Raw genomic sequence first — 15,700 nt, forward strand, 5'->3', positions numbered from 1 at the left:
CGCCACCAACACCCGCGTCGACCGCACCGCCGACCGCACCGGTCAGACCCGAGCCCACACCAGCCGCAGCGTCCACTGCGCCACCGACACCGGCACCCAGATCGGCACCGGCACCGGCCGCACCCTCCAGCCCGGCGCTCAGACCTGCCGCCGCGTCGAGACCGGCGGACACGCTCGACTCGAGCCCGGTCGACGCACCGCCGACCGCACCGGACAAGCCCGTCGCAACCTCACCACCGAGCTCGGCGGCCCCACCGAGGCCCGTCTCGAGACCCGCTGCAACTCCAGCACCCGCGTCGAGCGCACCGCCGACGGCGGTACCGAATCCGGCACCGGCCTCGGCAGCACCTTCCAAACCGGCACCCAGACCCGCACCCACACCGGCCGCAGCATCCACCGCGCCACCGACACCCGCACTCAGATCGGCACCAGCGGCACCTCCCAGACCGGCACCCACCCCGGCACCCGCATCGAAGGCGCCGTCTACCGCACCCTCCAAACCTGCCCCCACGCCCGCAATCGCGTCGAGCGCACCACCGACACCTGCCGCACCTTCGAGCCCAGCGCTCAGACCGGCGCCCACGCCGGCCACGGCATCCAGCGCGCCGCCGACCGCGCCGGTCAGATCCGCGCCCGCGCCGGCCGCTCCGTCGAGTGCGCCGCCGATGCCCGCGCTCAGTCCGGTTCCGAGGTTCGCGCCCGCGTCGACCGCGCCGTGCAGGCCCGCGGTGAGGTCGGCCGCGGCCTGGGTGGCGGCGCCGAGGCCGGCTTCCAGGCCGGTCGTCACTTCCGCCGCGCCATCGAGTGTGCCGCCGATTCCGGCCGCCAGATCCGCACCGAGGTCGGCACCGGCCCCGGCGCCCACGCCGAGACCGGCCGACACACCGGCGCCGAGATCGGCGATCGCGCCGAGACCGGTCTCCAGACCGCCGCCCGCTTGGCCGCCGAGTCCGAGGGCACCGCCGAGACCCGCGGACAGACCAGCGCCGAGATCGGCGGTCAGATCCGCGCCGATGTCGGCGATGGCGCCGAGGCTCGCGCCGATATCGGCCCCCATCTGCAAGCCCGCGTCGACGGCGGAGCCGATGCCCGCGCTCAGATCCAGGTCGAGGCCGGTGTTCGCGTCGAGACTGATGTCGGCGCCGGTCTGCGCGTCCGCACCGAGGCCGATCCCCGCATTGGTGGCGGCGGCCGCACCCGCGGTCACCGCGGCGGCCGTGGCGGCAGTCCCACCCGCCGCCACGATGGCCGACAACTGGGAGCCTCCCGCGACCAGGGCCGATTCGGCGACCATGGGCGCGACAGCGGCGATATCCTCCGGCGTCACGGCGGTCAGACCCGCTGCCGCGAGCGCCTGCTCGGGGTTGGCGCAGTAGCCGATCGCGGCCTCCCGGTCGCGCAACAAGCTGAGGATGAACTCGAGAATCGCGTTGGGTGTCATCGGGGATCGTCTCCTGGGATGGGCGGACCTCTCCGATCCGCGCTTGGAATGCATTTCACGCTAGGCAGCGATCTCGTTACTTCGAAACGGGGCGCGCCCCTATGACTCACCTCGGCAACCCTTTAGGGGCCATCGAGCCATTAGGGGAATTTCCCCAACATTCCCCGTACGAAGTAACGGTTGTTCGCCAGCAACCGACAGATCTCATGCGTCGGCCGGACCATCCGCTTTCGCACACCACTGGACTACACAGCAGCGACAATCGGACCACAGAGCTGTCGAATGGGGTTCTCGAATGACAGAGCGTCTGGCGCTCGGCATCACTGTCGGAGCGTCGAATTCGGTCGCCGTGGCGACGTCAGGTGATGTCGGCGACAATGAAACGGGCCCCGCTCGCGGGGGTACCGTCCTGGCCCATCCGAGCGTATTGCGCTTGTCCCCGGATGCGGCACCCACTTTCGGGGCGAGCGCGAGGCCGACCGGCAGGCATTCCAGCGATATCGTGTTGGAAGGCTTTCTCGATCGGGTCGGCGATCCGATCGATATGCTGGCCGAGGACGGCACGGCACATTCCGCCGCGGACCTGATGGCCACCGCGATCGGCTGCCTGATCGACGAATCGACCACGGCGACAACACAATCACCGGCCGCCGTGGTCGCCTGCCATCCGGCGTGGTGGTCCCGGCACACGGTGGAGGTGCAGCGCGCCGCGCTGGCCGGCGCCGGTCTGCCGGAAGTGACCCTGGTTCCGGAGCCGACCGCGGCGGTGCGCTGGCTCGCGGCCGCGCACGGCCCGCTCGACGACGGCGCGGTCGTGGTCTACGACCTGGGCGCTACCGGGCTCACCGTCTCCGTCGTTCGCACCGGCGCCATGGCCGGGCCGCTCGGCACGCCGCTGCGCAGCACCGATGTCGCCGGTGCCGAATTCGATCTGCTGACCATGCGCTATGTCCTGGCAAATGCGCTCGACGGAAATGAATTCGATCCCTTCGACCCGGTCGTCGAACGGGAATTGTCGGTATTGCGTGGCCGCTGCCGAAATGCGAAAGAAGAGCTTTCCATAAATACGGCAACGGTTGTCCCGGTACATCTGGACCCGACCGCGCCTCGCCAGCAGATCCGACTGGTCCGCGGTGAGCTGGAGGAACTGCTGCGCGGCCCGCTGCTGACCTCACTCGACCTGATCCGGGATGCGGTGCACCGCGCGGGCCTCGAGATCGGCGATATCGGCCGGGTGCTGCTCACCGGTGGCGGCGGCGCGATCCCCCTGGTGGCCGAGCTGATCTCGACCGAATTCGGCCTGCCCGTGGTTGCGGCCCCCGAACCAGCACAGACCAGTGCCCGCGGCGCCGCCGCGCTGGCCGCGGAGGTACTCGCCACGCGGGTGCATCCCACACCACAGCCGCTCGCCACCCTGGCATCGGCGAAAACGGAGGAATTGCCTGCCGTCTCGCGGACCGCCGCGGCCGCGGTTCCCCGTTCCGGGACGCCCCCGAAAGCCCTACCCACGCCGAACAGCCGCCCGGGCCGGGCGCTGACCGGACGTCGACGCATCGCCATTATCGCGGGCGCCGCGGTGGTGATCGGCCTGCTGGCCACCGGCACGGTCGCGATCGGGACCGGCGCCCAGTCCGGCACGAATCCGCCCGCGTCGACCCAGCACTCGACCACCGCGAGCCAAGAGGCCGCGGGCACCACCACCCCCGACGGTACGGCGCCCGCGCTGCCTGCGGCCGACCCGGCGGGCGTCAGCTCCGAACAATCCAAACCACGGGCCGGGCAACAGGTTTCCGCGCCGACCAATACGCCGGGCAGTACCACGGTCGCGGTCGTGAACAGCGAACCCGCCCCTGGGCAACCCGCCCCCGCCGCCTCGACTTCCGCGGAACCCGGTGCGGCGCAACCACAACCGGGATCACAGCCGCAGCCACAACCGACACCACAACCGGCGCCGCAACCGGCGCCACAGGTACCCGCGCCCAATCCCCGACCCGCGCCGCAGCAGCCCCAGATTCCGAACCTGCCGACGGGTGTGCTGTCGGACACCATCGACGGCGTCGGCGACGGCGTCGGCACGGTGTTGCGCGTGCCCGGCGAGATCCTCGGAGGCAATGGTGGCTGACATCGCGTTCGACACCATGCCGTACGCACGAGATATCTTCCGGGAATTGGATTCTGCGGAGCCCGATTCGGTCGTCGTCCTGATCCGGGGCCGCTCGGGCACCGGTAAGTCGGCACTGCTCACGGCCGTACGCGCCCGGCTGCGGTCCCGTGGGATTCCGCTGCGGGACAATATCTGTGCCCCCGCGCCACCAACGATCGCGGCGGGTGCGACAAATAGCGGCAATGGCCGGCACCCGGCGGCGCAGGCCACCGAGGACCTCTCACCGCGCCCGGCCCTGATCATCGACAATGCACACACCGCGAGCCCCGCCGATCTCGAAGCACTGTGCGCGAGTATCGAATCCGGTTGCTGCACGGTGGTGGTGGCGACCCAGCCTCGCCCCCACGACGTCCATCTGCGTGCCCTCGCCGATTCGGTGGCGCGCCGTGGTCGCGTGATCGACTTACGCGCGCTCGGCGTTTCGGATATCGCCCCGTTCGCCAGGGAACTCGGTATGGCGGTGCCGCGTCCGGTGTCGCAGCACATCCATCAGCAGACCGGCGGCATCCGCGGCGGCGTCGTCGCGGCATTGACCGCGGCCTGCTCGGCACGCCTTGACGCCGGCATCCGCGCCGTGGACGAAGCGGTCGCCGACTGGGCGCGCGCGCTGCTGGACAATCTGGAGCCGGACCTGCTGGAGACGCTGGCCGTCGCCACCACCGGCACCGGCCTCGACGCGAGCGAACTCACCGAGGTGCTCGGCGTCGACGCCGCCGAGGCCCAGTCACTCATCGATCGGGCGAGGGCGACCGCGCTGGTCACCGATGCCGATCTACTGCTCGCCCCCGCTATCGCGCCGCTGCGCACCCTCCTCGGCGATCGCCGCTATCTCGGTGTGCAACGCCGCTTGCTCGCCGCCCGGTTGGACGCGGGCCTGCTGCGCGATCACACCGCGCTGGCGCTCGCCGAATCCGGCGTCCGCGATCCGCAACTCGCCGAATTCCTGTGCCGCGCAGCGGAACACGCCGGACGCGACGCCGTCCGATACTATGCCGCCGCGGTGGCGGCCGGCGCCGAACTCGATCTGATCGCGCTGCGCTGGGCCGAGGCCGCTGCCCGCATCGGGGATGGCGAAACCGCCATGCGGCTGGCCGAGCCGCTGCTGGCCCGCTCCGGGGTGAGCGGCGCCGAACTCGCCGACGCGGTGCGGATCTGCGCAGGGGTGCTGACCCGCCGCGGCTTGGTCGGGCGCGCGGCCCAGTTGTACGCCTGGCTGGGTGCGCACCGGATCGGGGCCGACTGGGCGGTCGGGGCCACCGTGCTCTACCTGGCGGGCAATATCCGGGACGCCGCGGAACTATCCGGTTCGGCGACGCAATGGCCGCCTACCGAAGCGAACACGCAGGCCCGATTGATCGCGACCGCACTCGCCGACACCCTGACCCGCCCTGGAACCGATTCGGCCGCTGCGGTATCCGCGCTCGTGCAGGCGGCGCACGCCGATGCCGGGGTCGATCGGTTCCTGCCTTGCACCGCGGTCTCGATCGCGGTGCTGCTGTGCCTGAGCACCGGTGAGCCGCGCCGTGCGGGCGAGGCGCTGTTGCGCGCCACCGACAGCGGTCTGCGCTGTCACCAATTGCAGGCGCTGTCGGCCTGGGTGGCCATGCTCGGCGGCGACGAACAGGGCGCCGCCACCACCGTCGCGGCACTGGACTGGGATTCCCTCGATATCCGTGACCGGCTGCTCGCACACGGTGCCGCGGTCGGGCTGGCCCGGCGCGGTGGTGACAATGTCGCGCTCGCCCGGGCCTGGCAGGCCGCCTACCCACTGTTCGACGATGTCGACGCCGACCTGCTCACCCTCCTGCCGATCGGCGAACTCTGGCTGGCAGCCATCCGGTTGCGCGACGAAAGACGGATCGCGCCACTGGTTGACGCGTCGCTGACGCTGCTTCGGCACCTGGATCAGCCGCCCACCTGGGCGAACGCCTTCCACTGGTACGGCGTGCAGGCCGCGATCGCCCACGAGAGCCCGGATGAACTGGTGCCGCACGCCCGGCTGCTCAAGGCCGCCGCCGAGGCCGGTGACCGACACGCGGCGGTGCTCGCCGACGCGGGCCGCACCTGGGTGCTCGTACTGCGTGGACAGGTCGCGGCGGGTCCGGTGGAGGCGGCGGTGGCCGGGTTGCGCGCCATCGGCCTGACCTGGGACGCCGCCCGGCTCGCCAGCGAGGCCGCCTTGGCCGCGGGCGATTCCACCACCGCCACCGCACTGCTGAAACTCGCGCGGGCGGTCCGCGCCGAGGCCCGCCCGCAGGAATCGCTGATCCCACCGGCGCCGTCGGCCACGGGCCCGCGCGGCCGGACCCCCGTGAGCCCCGATCCGGCGACCGATGGCGCCGCCATCCTCAGCGACCGTGAGCGCGAGGTGGCCGAGTTGGTCCTCCTCGGTTTGACCTACCGGGAGATCGGCGCGCGCCTGTACATTTCCGCGAAAACGGTGGAGCATCATGTCGCCCGCATCCGGCGCCGAATCGGTGCCGGGTCGCGTTCGGAGTTATTGTCGATGCTCCGCGCCATGGGACACGGCTCGCTGCTCGTGTGATTGCCCGGCGCAGGCCGATCGATATCGAAGCGAGGAATTGGGATGGCCACTGGGGTGGGCCTGCGGATCGCCGACGACGAGTGCACCGCGGCGATCGTCACCGACGCCGGCGATCTGCAGTACGTCGTTCGCGAGTCGATCCTGCATATGGCCGAGGACGGCGACACCGTGCTCGGCGGCGCCGCGCCGGTCGGTAACTCGAATTCGATCACCGGTTTCGTCGACGCGGTGGGCAACCCCGCGGGTCTGCCGGTGGACGACGGCGAGGCATACCGGGCCGAGGACCTGTTCGCGACCGCGCTGTTCTGCCTGATCAATCAGACCACCGAACATCTGAGCGGATCCGCCGAGTTCTATGCGACCCACCCGGGTCACTGGACCGCGCCGCAGGTGCAAGCGCTGCGCGAGGCGCTGGACTATCTCGGCCTGCGCTCGGTGGTGCTGGTCAGTGAGTCGGACCTACCGGCCATCGATACCGCGCAGCCCGGCAAATCGTTCGCCTACGACGCCGCCCGCGCGGCGCTGGCCGCTGTGCTCGCGACTCCGGCCGGTGCGACACCGCCGGATCCGGCCAATGCCGAGAACGCGACGGTGAAGACCGACGTGATCCCCGCGGTGCCCACGCCCGCACCGCAGGCGCAGGCCTATTCCGCCGCGTTGCCGGTCGCCGCGCCGCTTCCCACCGAGGTGCTCACCGATACCGCGGTCACGGACACCGCGACACCTACCGCCGCGAGCACTCCCGAGACGTCGAATCGGCGCCGCGTGCAGTTGCTGGTCGCGGTCGCGATCCTCTTCGGTCTGGCATTGGGCAGTCTGGGCGTCGCCATCCTTTTCCGCGGCGACGAGACGACCGCGCCCCCGCCGGTGCGTGACGCCAAATCCGATCCGGTGACCACGAGTCCGCCACCCCCGCAACCGATCGCGCCGCCGGTGACCAGCGAACCGTCGATCGTGGTCACCCGCAGCGTCGAACCGGAACCGGTCACTACCACCCCGCCGCCGCCGACCACCACGCCCGAGCCGACAACGCCGGAACCGACCACCACCGCCCGGTCCACGCCGCGGCGCACCACCACGACACGCCCGCTGTTTCCGGACCCGCCGGGGTGGTCGCCGCCCGATACCGATTGGACGCCACCCACCTTCACCTTCGAGATCCCCTCTATCCGTTGATTTACTAGCGACCTCGCCCGGTTTGTGCCCTAAAGTGGTGCGCTGACCGGTGTTGTCGGAAGATTAGCGGACCACCGGTTCGATGCTGGACGACGGTCGTGCGCCAACGGAACTTGCCGTGGCCCATGGATTTAGCTGGCACAACAGTGCCGACGAAGGGACTTCATGCGCAAGTTGGTGGCGCGTCGCGCCGCGGTCAAGGCTGCTTCGGTCGGAGCTGCCGCAACCGTTCTCCTCGCACCCTTGTTCGGCACCACCACCGCCTCTGCGGAACCCGGCCAGTTGGCCGCCGAGCATCTGCCCGCCGAACTGGTGGAGGCCATCTCGCGCGATCTGAAGATGACGCCCGCGGAGTATTTGGAACGCGCCGCCCAGGCCCAGCAGCTCAGCCAATACGCGCGTGACTTCCGTTCCGAGCGCCCCGACACCTTCGCCGGCGCCTGGCTCGGCACCGACGGCAAACCGGTCGTCGCGGTCACCTCGCCGGATGCCGCCCGGATCGCCGCGGCCGACGGGTATCAGACCCGGCTGGCCCCGGTCTCGGCGAACAACCTGGAAAACTCCCTGACCCAGGTGAACCAGTGGATCGCGACCTTGCCGCGTGACCTGTCCGAGGCCATCAACTCGGTGGCCATCGATTTCCTCAATAGCCAACTGGTGATGAGCATCGCCAACACACCCGCGGGCCACGTGCTGAATCTGCCGACCCTGATCGCCAATATCAAGGTGATCCTGTCCCCCGGCTCGGGCGGTCCGGTCGAGCGGCGTCCGATGGGCGGCGATACCTACATCAGCGCGCCGAACTCGCTGCAGGACACCTCGCTCAAGGGCGTCGATGTCTGCTCGTTCGGTTTCAACAGCGTCGACGCGGCGGGCAATGCCCTCAATATCAGCGCGGGCCACTGCGACCCGAATCTGAGCAAGACCAACCAGCAGGCCGGCGTCTATCTGCCGAACCTCAAGGACATTGCGAACAGCCCCGAACTCGGCACCTTCGTCACGGCCCGGCTGGGCGGCGCGTCCGGTCTGGACTACTCGGTGATCAAGCTGAACGACCGCGCCGTCCGTGCGGGTATGGATCAGCCCTGGGTGCGCGGCGCCAACGGCACCACGCTCACCATCACCGGCACCGCCGATCCGGTGACCGGCGCGCCCATCTGCAAGTCGGGGCAGTCGTCCACCTTCACCTGTGGCTTCGTGGTCGCCGATCGGGTCGAGACCCAGCTCTACACCGCCGAGGGCGAGAGCAAGACGGTGCGCGGCTTCGCCAGCTCGGCCTGCACGCTGGGCGGTGACAGCGGCGGCGCGATCGTCTCGGGCACGCTGGCCCTCGGCATCACCAGCGGTTCCAACGCGGCCGACGCGCCGAATTGCAATGAGGCCAATACGGCGCTCGCGCCGTACGGCGGCACCGCCACGCTGGGCATTCCGATCCGCGCCATCCTGACCGATATCGACGCGAGCGCGGGCGGCGGAGTCGGGAGCGGAATCACAGTGCGCACCAAGCAGAACGAAGAGTGACCAAGATCATAGGGTGATCGCCGGGCTCGATACCGAGTAAGTCCGAGTCCGGCAAAACCGCATCTCTGGATAAGTAGTGCTACCGGCCGGAACCCCATATAGTTTCGGCATGCTCCTGCCACGTATAGGTCAGCTCCGATCGGCTGCGCGACAGACCCGGGTCAAGAAGACAGTTATCGCCGCTTCAGCGGCGATCTTGCTGTTCGGGCCTACGGCGGCAGTAGCGAATGCGGAACCGGCCCAGGCCCCCGGCCTGCCCGCCGAATTGATCGCCGCGGTGACCCGTGACCTGAAGATCTCCCCCGACGAGTACCTGCGCCGCGCCGATCTGGCGCAGCAGGTCGCCGCCTTCGCCACCACCGCGCAGCGCCAGTACCCGCAGGTATTCGCGGGCTCCTGGCTGGACGATTCCGGCCAGGCCGTGGTGGCACTGGCACAGGGCCCCGGCACCGACGAGGCCCGCAAGGCCGCGCAGTCCGCCGGCTTCGAGATCCGCAATGTGGCCAAGAGCGAGGCCGCGCTGCGCGGCGAGAAGTCCGCCTTCGAGCGCTGGCTCGACGGTCAGCCCGAGGCGGTCTCGGCCCTGGTGCGCGGCGTGGTGGTCGATACCGTCAACAACAGCATCGCGGTCCGGGTCGAACAGGCCGGTCTGCCGCTGCCGAGCTTCATCGACCCGTCCCGGGTCATTGTGATGGCGCCCCCGATCGCCGGCGAGGTGCTGCCGCAGGCGGGCGAAATCGCCGGTGAGATCTACCGCGGTTCGCTCTCCGGCGGCGACGGGTTCGCCTCGGTGAACGGACGCAGCTCGCTGCGCTGCTCCTTCGGGTTCAACGGCACCGACCGGGCGGGCAATGTCGTCAACATCACCGCGGGCCACTGCAACCCCGACCTGGCCTCCGCGGGCACCGATCATGCCTCGGGCGTGCACGAACTGGTCGGCGACCGGGCGGGCGGACAGCTCGGCGTGTTCCAGAAGTCGGTGCTCGGCGCGCAGGACTACTCGGTGGTGCGCATCAACGACCAAGCCAAGGAACGCTTCACCAACAACGGTGTGCGGGTGCCCGGCGCCGCCCCGATCCTGGTCGACGGTGTCGCGACCCCGGTGGTCGGCGCGCCGGTCTGCAAGTCGGGTTCGCGCACCGGCTTCAGCTGTGGCGTGGTGAACGCCGTGGATCAGACCGTCCAGGTCGGCGACCGTGAGCTCACCCAGAGCTTCTCGGCCAATATCTGCGCCCTGCCCGGCGACAGCGGCGGCCCGATCGTGACCGGCCGGATGGCCCTGGGCATCTCCAGCGCGTCCTCGGTGGCCGACTACCCGATCTGCGAGATCCCCAACCTGATCGGCGCCCTCACCGGCAACGTGCCGCAGCTGTTCGCGCAGCCGGTCAGCGTGGTGCTCTCGGACAACCCGGGCCTGCGGATCCGCACCAACTGATATCCCGTAGTCGAGAAGGCCGACGGCACGCGCCGTCGGCCTTCTTGCTGTTTCCGGGGGATTTCCACTGCCCTTACGCGGCCTGAACGGTATGTGATCCGGTGCCCGTCGCGGCGTATGTGGGGCATTCTGGACTGCATGTGTTTGGTGTTGATCGGTTGGCGCGCGCATCCGGAATTCCGGCTGATCGTGGCGGCGAACCGGGACGAGTTCTACACCCGGCCGACCGAGTCCATGCGACGCTGGCCGGAGGTGCCCGGACTGCTCGCGGGACGCGATGTGGGGGCGCGCGGCAAGGCGGCGGGGGATCCGCCCGGCACCTGGCTCGGACTGACCGAGGGACAGAACCGGTTCGCGGCGGTGACGAATGTGCGCAATCCGAATGACGAACGCGCCGACGCGCGCTCGCGCGGGGCATTGCTGATGGACTTTCTGCGCGGCGCCTCGGACCGCAGGCCCCCGGGCGAATTCCCCGGCCCCGAAAAGTACGTTCTCGACGTCGCTGCGGCACCGGACGACTACAACGGATACAACCTGGTGGTCTCGGACCTCGAATCGCTCTGGTGGCATTCCAACCGCAGTGCGGTTCCGCCACGGGAGCTGACGCCCGGCTACCACGGTTTGTCCAACGGCACCTTCATCACCTCGGCCCCGCCCGATTCCGTGGCCGAACTCGAAGCGCCGCACACCATCTGGCCCAAGGTGCGGGATGGGCTGACCGGGCTGCGGAAGGTCGTCGAATCCGATCCCGGCGCGCTGGACCGCTATTTCGAGGTGCTCGCCGACCGCACCGAGGCTCCGGACGAGTTGTTGCCGCACACCGGGATCGCGCTGCCGTTCGAGCGCGCGGTCTCGGCCAGGTTCGTGGCGCATCTGCTGCACGGGACCAGGGCGAGCACGGTGCTGCTGGTGCGCGAGGACGGCACCTTCGAGATCGCCGAGCGGTCCTTCGGCAAGTTCGGGCGGGAGCAGGGATCCGTCACCTACCGCGGCCGCCTCGAGTTGTCTGCCTGAAACGCCGATCGGCCCGCTCCCCAGGGGGAACGGGCCGATCGGAATATTCTCGGACTACTTCGGGGCGTCCGCGGGCTTCGGCTTGTCGGCCCACTGAGTGGTGCCTTCCGGAGCCTGCATCACGTTGATGAGCTCGACGCCCGCCGCGACCAGGGCCGGACCACCGACGGCGATGGTGCCGAGGATGCCGCCGACGCCCGCACCGGTCACCAGACCCGGCAGGCAGCCCGCGGGGATGGTCACGATGCAGCCGATGATCGCGCCGACCGCGGTACCGACGAAGCCGCCGATGGCGGTGCCGATGCCGAACTTGCTGGCGAAGTCGTTCTGCGCGCGCTGGTTCTCGATCGCCGAGGCGATCGGCTTGGCGCCGACCGGACCGTTGAGCGAGAGACCCTCGGGCTTCTCCGGGGTGATCTCGAGGACGGTGTTGTCCTTCTTCAGCTCGGACTTGACCGGAATCTCGGTGCCCGCCGCGTCGAACTCCATCGGCAGCGTGATGACGGTGTTGCCCTTGTCATCCTTGATGTCGACGACGTTGATCTTCGGGTCCTCGGGCGTCGCTCCATCCTTCTGCGTGAGCGCGAAGGTTCCCCCACGGAGCGTCGTGACGACGGTCTTGTCCACCAACTTCACCGAGTAGTTGATGGGCTGGTCAGCGGCCGGGGCCGGAGCGGGCTCGGCGTGTGCGGTGCCCATGCCCACGGTCATCGCGCCGATAACCAGTGCGGCCGCCGCGGTGGTCCTGCGGAGGTTCATTCAGTTTCCAATCCATCATCAGGGTTGTCCGCCGCCTGCCTCCGCCACGCGAGAGCTCATTCAATCCGAAAGGCGGTCGACCCCTTCGGATTCTCCCCGAGCAGTGTGAAAACAGGCACAGTGAACAGAACGTCGTGAGCCTAAACCAACATGCGCAAAGATGCGAGATCCATTACCCACCCGTGGGAGTAAGCCTGTCCTTACCGATCGAGGACGATGGGTCGCCGTTTACGGTGGTTACCGCCCGAACGCATACGGTTTCCACACGGTTAGCTGTGAGATTGATCACAGGTAAATTCTGGGTCAAGCCCCAGCGTGTGGGGATGCAGGCGAAATGCCGATCGTACGATAGGGCACAGTAGTTACTGGCGGGTAACTTACTGGCGGTTACGATACGAGCCAACCGAGTCGGCAGCCTTGCCGAGCTCGAACGCTCGTGTTGCCTCGAAAGAAAGGTCGCGACATGAATGCCCTGACACTGACGCTGGGCACGATTGGGGCGGCGCTCAGCCTTCTGTGTTGGGCGTCGTTCTTCGGCGGCGTCCGGAACATTTCGCGCACCATCATGGTCGGCCAGTCGGCGCCGGACCGTTGGCGCCCGTTCTTCCCGCGCCTCAAGCAGATGATGATCGAGTTCCTCGCCCACACCCGGATGAACAAGTTCCGGACGGTCGGCTGGGCGCACTGGCTCGTGATGATCGGCTTCCTCGGCGGCTTCATCCTGTTCTTCGAGGCATACGGCCAGACCTTCGATCCCGAGTTCCACTGGCCGATCATCGGCAACTGGGCGATCTACCACCTGTGGGACGAGATCCTCGGCATCGGCACCGTCGTCGGCATCGTGACCCTCATCGTCATCCGCCAGCTGAACCACCCGCGGGTGCCCGAGCGCCTCTCGCGCTTCAGCGGTTCGAAGTTCGGTCCCGCGTATGTGATCGAGATGATCGTCCTCATCGAGGGCCTCGGCATGATCCTGGTGAAGGCGGGCAAGATCGCCACCTACCACCACTCGAACCCGGCCACCGACTTCTTCACCATGCGGGTCGCCGAGATCCTGCCGGAGAGCGCCGTCCTGGTGTCGATCTTCGCATTCGTCAAGCTCATGTCGGGCAGCCTGTTCCTGCTGCTGGTCGGCCGCAACCTCACGTGGGGTGTGGCGTGGCACCGGTTCGCGGCTTTCCCGAACATCTACTTCAAGCGCGAGGACGACGGCGGCGTCGCCCTGGGCGCGGCCAAGCCGATGATGTCCAACGGCAAGGCGCTGGACATGGAGAATGTCGACGCCGATACCGACACCCTCGGCGCGGGCCGGATCGAAGACTTCTCCTGGAAGGGCATCCTCGACTTCACGACCTGCACCGAATGCGGTCGCTGCCAGTCCCAGTGCCCGGCCTGGAACACCGGTAAGCCCTTGTCGCCGAAGCTGCTGATCATGTCGCTGCGCGACCACGGCTACGCCAAGGCGCCGTACCTGCTGGCCGGCGGCCGCAAGGATATGGGCGGCGACGAGATCGGCCTGGTCGACGCCGACGGTAAGCCGAACGAGGCCAAACTCGCCAAGATCTCCGAGGCCGCACGGGCCGAGGCCGAGCGGCCGCTGGTCGGCGGCGAGGACGTCAACGGCATCATCGACCCCGAGGTGCTGTGGTCCTGCACCACCTGTGGCGCCTGCGTCGAACAGTGCCCGGTCGATATCGAGCACGTCGACCACATCATCGACATGCGCCGCTACCAGGTGCTGATCGAATCGGAGTTCCCGTCCGAGCTGGCCGGTCTGTTCAAGAACCTCGAGAACAAGGGCAACCCGTGGGGTCAGAACTCCAAGGACCGCCTCAACTGGATCAACGAAATGGACTTCCAGATCCCGGTCTTCGGCCGGGACGCGGATTCCTTCGATGGATACGAGTACCTGTTCTGGGTCGGTTGCGCGGGCGCCTACGAGGACCGGGCCAAGAAGACCACCAAGGCCGTCGCCGAACTCCTCGCCACCGCGGGCACCAAGTTCATGGTGCTCGGCGCCGAGGAGACCTGCACCGGTGACTCCGCACGCCGCGCGGGTAACGAATTCCTCTTCCAGCAGCTGGCCGCGCAGAACATCGAACTGCTGAACTCGGTGTTCGAAGGCGTGGAGCAGAGCAAGAAGAAGATCGTCGTCACCTGTGCGCACTGCTTCAACGCGCTGAACAACGAGTACCCGCAGGTGGGCGGCACCTACGAGGTCGTGCACCACACCCAGCTGCTCAACCGCCTGGTGCGGCAGAAGCAGCTGATCCCGGTCGCCTCGGTCACCCAGAACGTGACCTACCACGACCCCTGCTACCTGGGCAGGCACAACAAGGTCTACAACGCACCGCGTGAGCTGATGGAAGCCTCCGGCTCCACCCTGGTGGAGATGCCGCGGCACGGCGAACGCTCCATGTGCTGTGGCGCCGGTGGCGCCCGGATGTGGATGGAAGAGCAGCTCGGCAAGCGCATCAATGTCGACCGCGTCGACGAGGCGCTGTCCACCTCGCCGCAGAAGATCGCGACCGGCTGCCCGTTCTGCCGCGTCATGCTCACCGACGGCGTCACCGCGCGCCAGGAACAGGGCCAGGGCGAGGGTGTCGAGGTCGTCGACGTCGCCCAGCTCATGCTGGACGCGATCACTCGCGTCGAGCCCGCGCAGCTGACGGAGAACCTGGTCGTCGTCCAGGAGCCCAAGAAGGAAGCCGAGCCCGAACCCGTTCCGGCCGCACCGGAACCGGTTGTCGAAGCAGCCGCGGCTCCGGCCGAGGCCAAGGCAGCGCCCGCGGGTGGCGGCCTGGCCATGAAGGGCGGCGGCAAGGCTCCCGGTGGCGGACTCGGCATGAAGGGCGCCGCCAAGGCACCTGGTGGCGGACTCGGCATGAAGGGCGCCGCCAAGGCACCCGGCGCCAAGGCCGCGGAGGCTCCGGCCGCGGAGGCCGCCGCGACCCCCGCACCCGCCAAGGGACTCGGGATGAAGGGTGCCGCCAAGGCTCCCGGCGGGCTCGGGATGAAGGGCGGCGCCAAAGCACCGGGCGCGAAGGCACCGGCCGCCCCCGCCGAGGCTCCCGCGGCCGAGGCTCCCGCGGCCCCGCCCGTCAAGGGTCTGGGTATGAAGGGCGGCGCCAAGGCACCGGGCGGCGGTCTCGCCATGAAGGGCGCGGCCAAGGCGCCGGGTGCGAAGGCACCGGCGGCTCCGGCCGCCGAAGCGGCCCCGGCCGCATCCGCCCCGGCACCGGCCGCCGCCGAACCGGCCTCGGCCCCGACCGAGGTGAAGCCGACCGTCGCCGCCAAGGGTCTGGCCATGAAGTCCGGCTTCAAGCGCCCCGGCCCGAAGGCCCCCGGCGCGGCCACCCCGGCCCCGGCCGCACCGGCGCCCGCGGCAACTCCGGAACCGGAAACCGCCGCGGCCGAACCGGCAACGGAGCCGGAGCAGCCCGCCTCGGGCAACGGCGCCCCGCCGGTCGCTCCGCCCGCCGCCAAGCCCGGCGGCCTCGGCTTCAAGTCCGGTGCGAAGGCTCCGGGCCGCAAGAGCTGAGCACGGCGCACCACTGAAACAGCGGAGCCCGGGGTCCGATATTCGGACCCGGGCTCCGCTGTTGTATTCGGTATTACCGGGCGGCGACCCGTCAATGCCGCTGG

9 protein-coding genes are annotated in these 15,700 nt (G+C 69.2%); 7 read left to right on the forward strand and 2 right to left on the reverse strand.

The genetic code is table 11. The annotated features are described in order from the left end of the window. The coding region (locus AB0H61_RS19855; protein ID WP_357306385.1) for an IniB N-terminal domain-containing protein at nucleotides 1-1,441 on the reverse strand (1,441 nt) is incomplete at its 3' end. A gap of 295 nt (nucleotides 1,442-1,736) precedes the next feature. Here AB0H61_RS19855 and AB0H61_RS19860 point away from each other — a divergent pair. The 6 genes from AB0H61_RS19860 (at nucleotide 1,737) to AB0H61_RS19885 (ending at nucleotide 11,296) form a co-directional block, all read left to right on the forward strand. Further along, on the forward strand, nucleotides 1,737-3,563 hold the full coding sequence (locus AB0H61_RS19860; RefSeq protein ID WP_357306388.1) for an Hsp70 family protein: 1,827 nt from the start codon (nucleotides 1,737-1,739) through the stop codon (nucleotides 3,561-3,563). Next, the gene (locus AB0H61_RS19865; protein WP_357306391.1) at nucleotides 3,553-6,150 is read left to right on the forward strand and encodes a LuxR C-terminal-related transcriptional regulator; all 2,598 of its coding nucleotides are present in this window, start codon (nucleotides 3,553-3,555) and stop codon (nucleotides 6,148-6,150) included. Before AB0H61_RS19860 ends, AB0H61_RS19865 begins: the two co-directional genes overlap by 11 nt. Before the next feature lie 42 nt (nucleotides 6,151-6,192). After that, a complete protein-coding gene (locus tag AB0H61_RS19870; protein WP_357306394.1) occupies nucleotides 6,193-7,326 on the forward strand; it encodes a hypothetical protein in 1,134 nt (377 codons plus the stop codon). Between the two features lie 165 nt (nucleotides 7,327-7,491). Continuing rightward, nucleotides 7,492-8,847, forward strand: coding sequence for a S1 family peptidase (locus tag AB0H61_RS19875; protein ID WP_357306397.1), 1,356 nt, complete (start codon nucleotides 7,492-7,494; stop codon nucleotides 8,845-8,847). A 109-nt stretch (nucleotides 8,848-8,956) separates the two neighbouring features. Next, entirely contained in the window at nucleotides 8,957-10,282 is a 1,326-nt protein-coding gene (locus tag AB0H61_RS19880) for a S1 family peptidase (RefSeq protein ID WP_357306399.1), read from the forward strand. A 138-nt stretch (nucleotides 10,283-10,420) separates the two neighbouring features. Next, the gene (locus tag AB0H61_RS19885) at nucleotides 10,421-11,296 is read left to right on the forward strand and encodes an NRDE family protein (RefSeq protein WP_357306402.1); all 876 of its coding nucleotides are present in this window, start codon (nucleotides 10,421-10,423) and stop codon (nucleotides 11,294-11,296) included. A 54-nt stretch (nucleotides 11,297-11,350) separates the two neighbouring features. On the opposite strand, the gene AB0H61_RS19890 is transcribed toward AB0H61_RS19885, so the two are convergent. Beyond that, complete coding sequence (locus AB0H61_RS19890; protein ID WP_357306404.1) at nucleotides 11,351-12,055, reverse strand: hypothetical protein; 705 nt, start codon at nucleotides 12,053-12,055, stop codon at nucleotides 11,351-11,353. Nucleotides 12,056-12,518: 463 nt separating this feature from the next. Between AB0H61_RS19890 and AB0H61_RS19895 the strand changes: the two genes are divergently transcribed. Next, entirely contained in the window at nucleotides 12,519-15,596 is a 3,078-nt protein-coding gene (locus tag AB0H61_RS19895) for a (Fe-S)-binding protein (RefSeq protein ID WP_357306406.1), read from the forward strand. Nucleotides 15,597-15,700 lie beyond the last annotated feature (104 nt).

This window comes from Nocardia sp. NPDC050710 (assembly GCF_040654375.1).
GTDB lineage: Bacteria > Actinomycetota > Actinomycetes > Mycobacteriales > Mycobacteriaceae > Nocardia.

Bases quoted from the DNA above. Each gene is read 5' to 3' on its own strand.
- AB0H61_RS19860 (WP_357306388.1), top strand. From the start codon at position 1,737: ATGACAGAGCGTCTGGCGCTCGGCATCACTGTCGGAGCGTCGAATTCG.
- AB0H61_RS19865 (WP_357306391.1), top strand. From the start codon at position 3,553: ATGGTGGCTGACATCGCGTTCGACACCATGCCGTACGCACGAGATATC.
- AB0H61_RS19870 (WP_357306394.1), top strand. From the start codon at position 6,193: ATGGCCACTGGGGTGGGCCTGCGGATCGCCGACGACGAGTGCACCGCG.
- AB0H61_RS19875 (WP_357306397.1), top strand. From the start codon at position 7,492: ATGCGCAAGTTGGTGGCGCGTCGCGCCGCGGTCAAGGCTGCTTCGGTC.
- AB0H61_RS19880 (WP_357306399.1), top strand. From the start codon at position 8,957: ATGCTCCTGCCACGTATAGGTCAGCTCCGATCGGCTGCGCGACAGACC.
- AB0H61_RS19885 (WP_357306402.1), top strand. From the start codon at position 10,421: ATGTGTTTGGTGTTGATCGGTTGGCGCGCGCATCCGGAATTCCGGCTG.
- AB0H61_RS19890 (WP_357306404.1), bottom strand. From the start codon at position 12,055: ATGAACCTCCGCAGGACCACCGCGGCGGCCGCACTGGTTATCGGCGCG.
- AB0H61_RS19895 (WP_357306406.1), top strand. From the start codon at position 12,519: ATGAATGCCCTGACACTGACGCTGGGCACGATTGGGGCGGCGCTCAGC.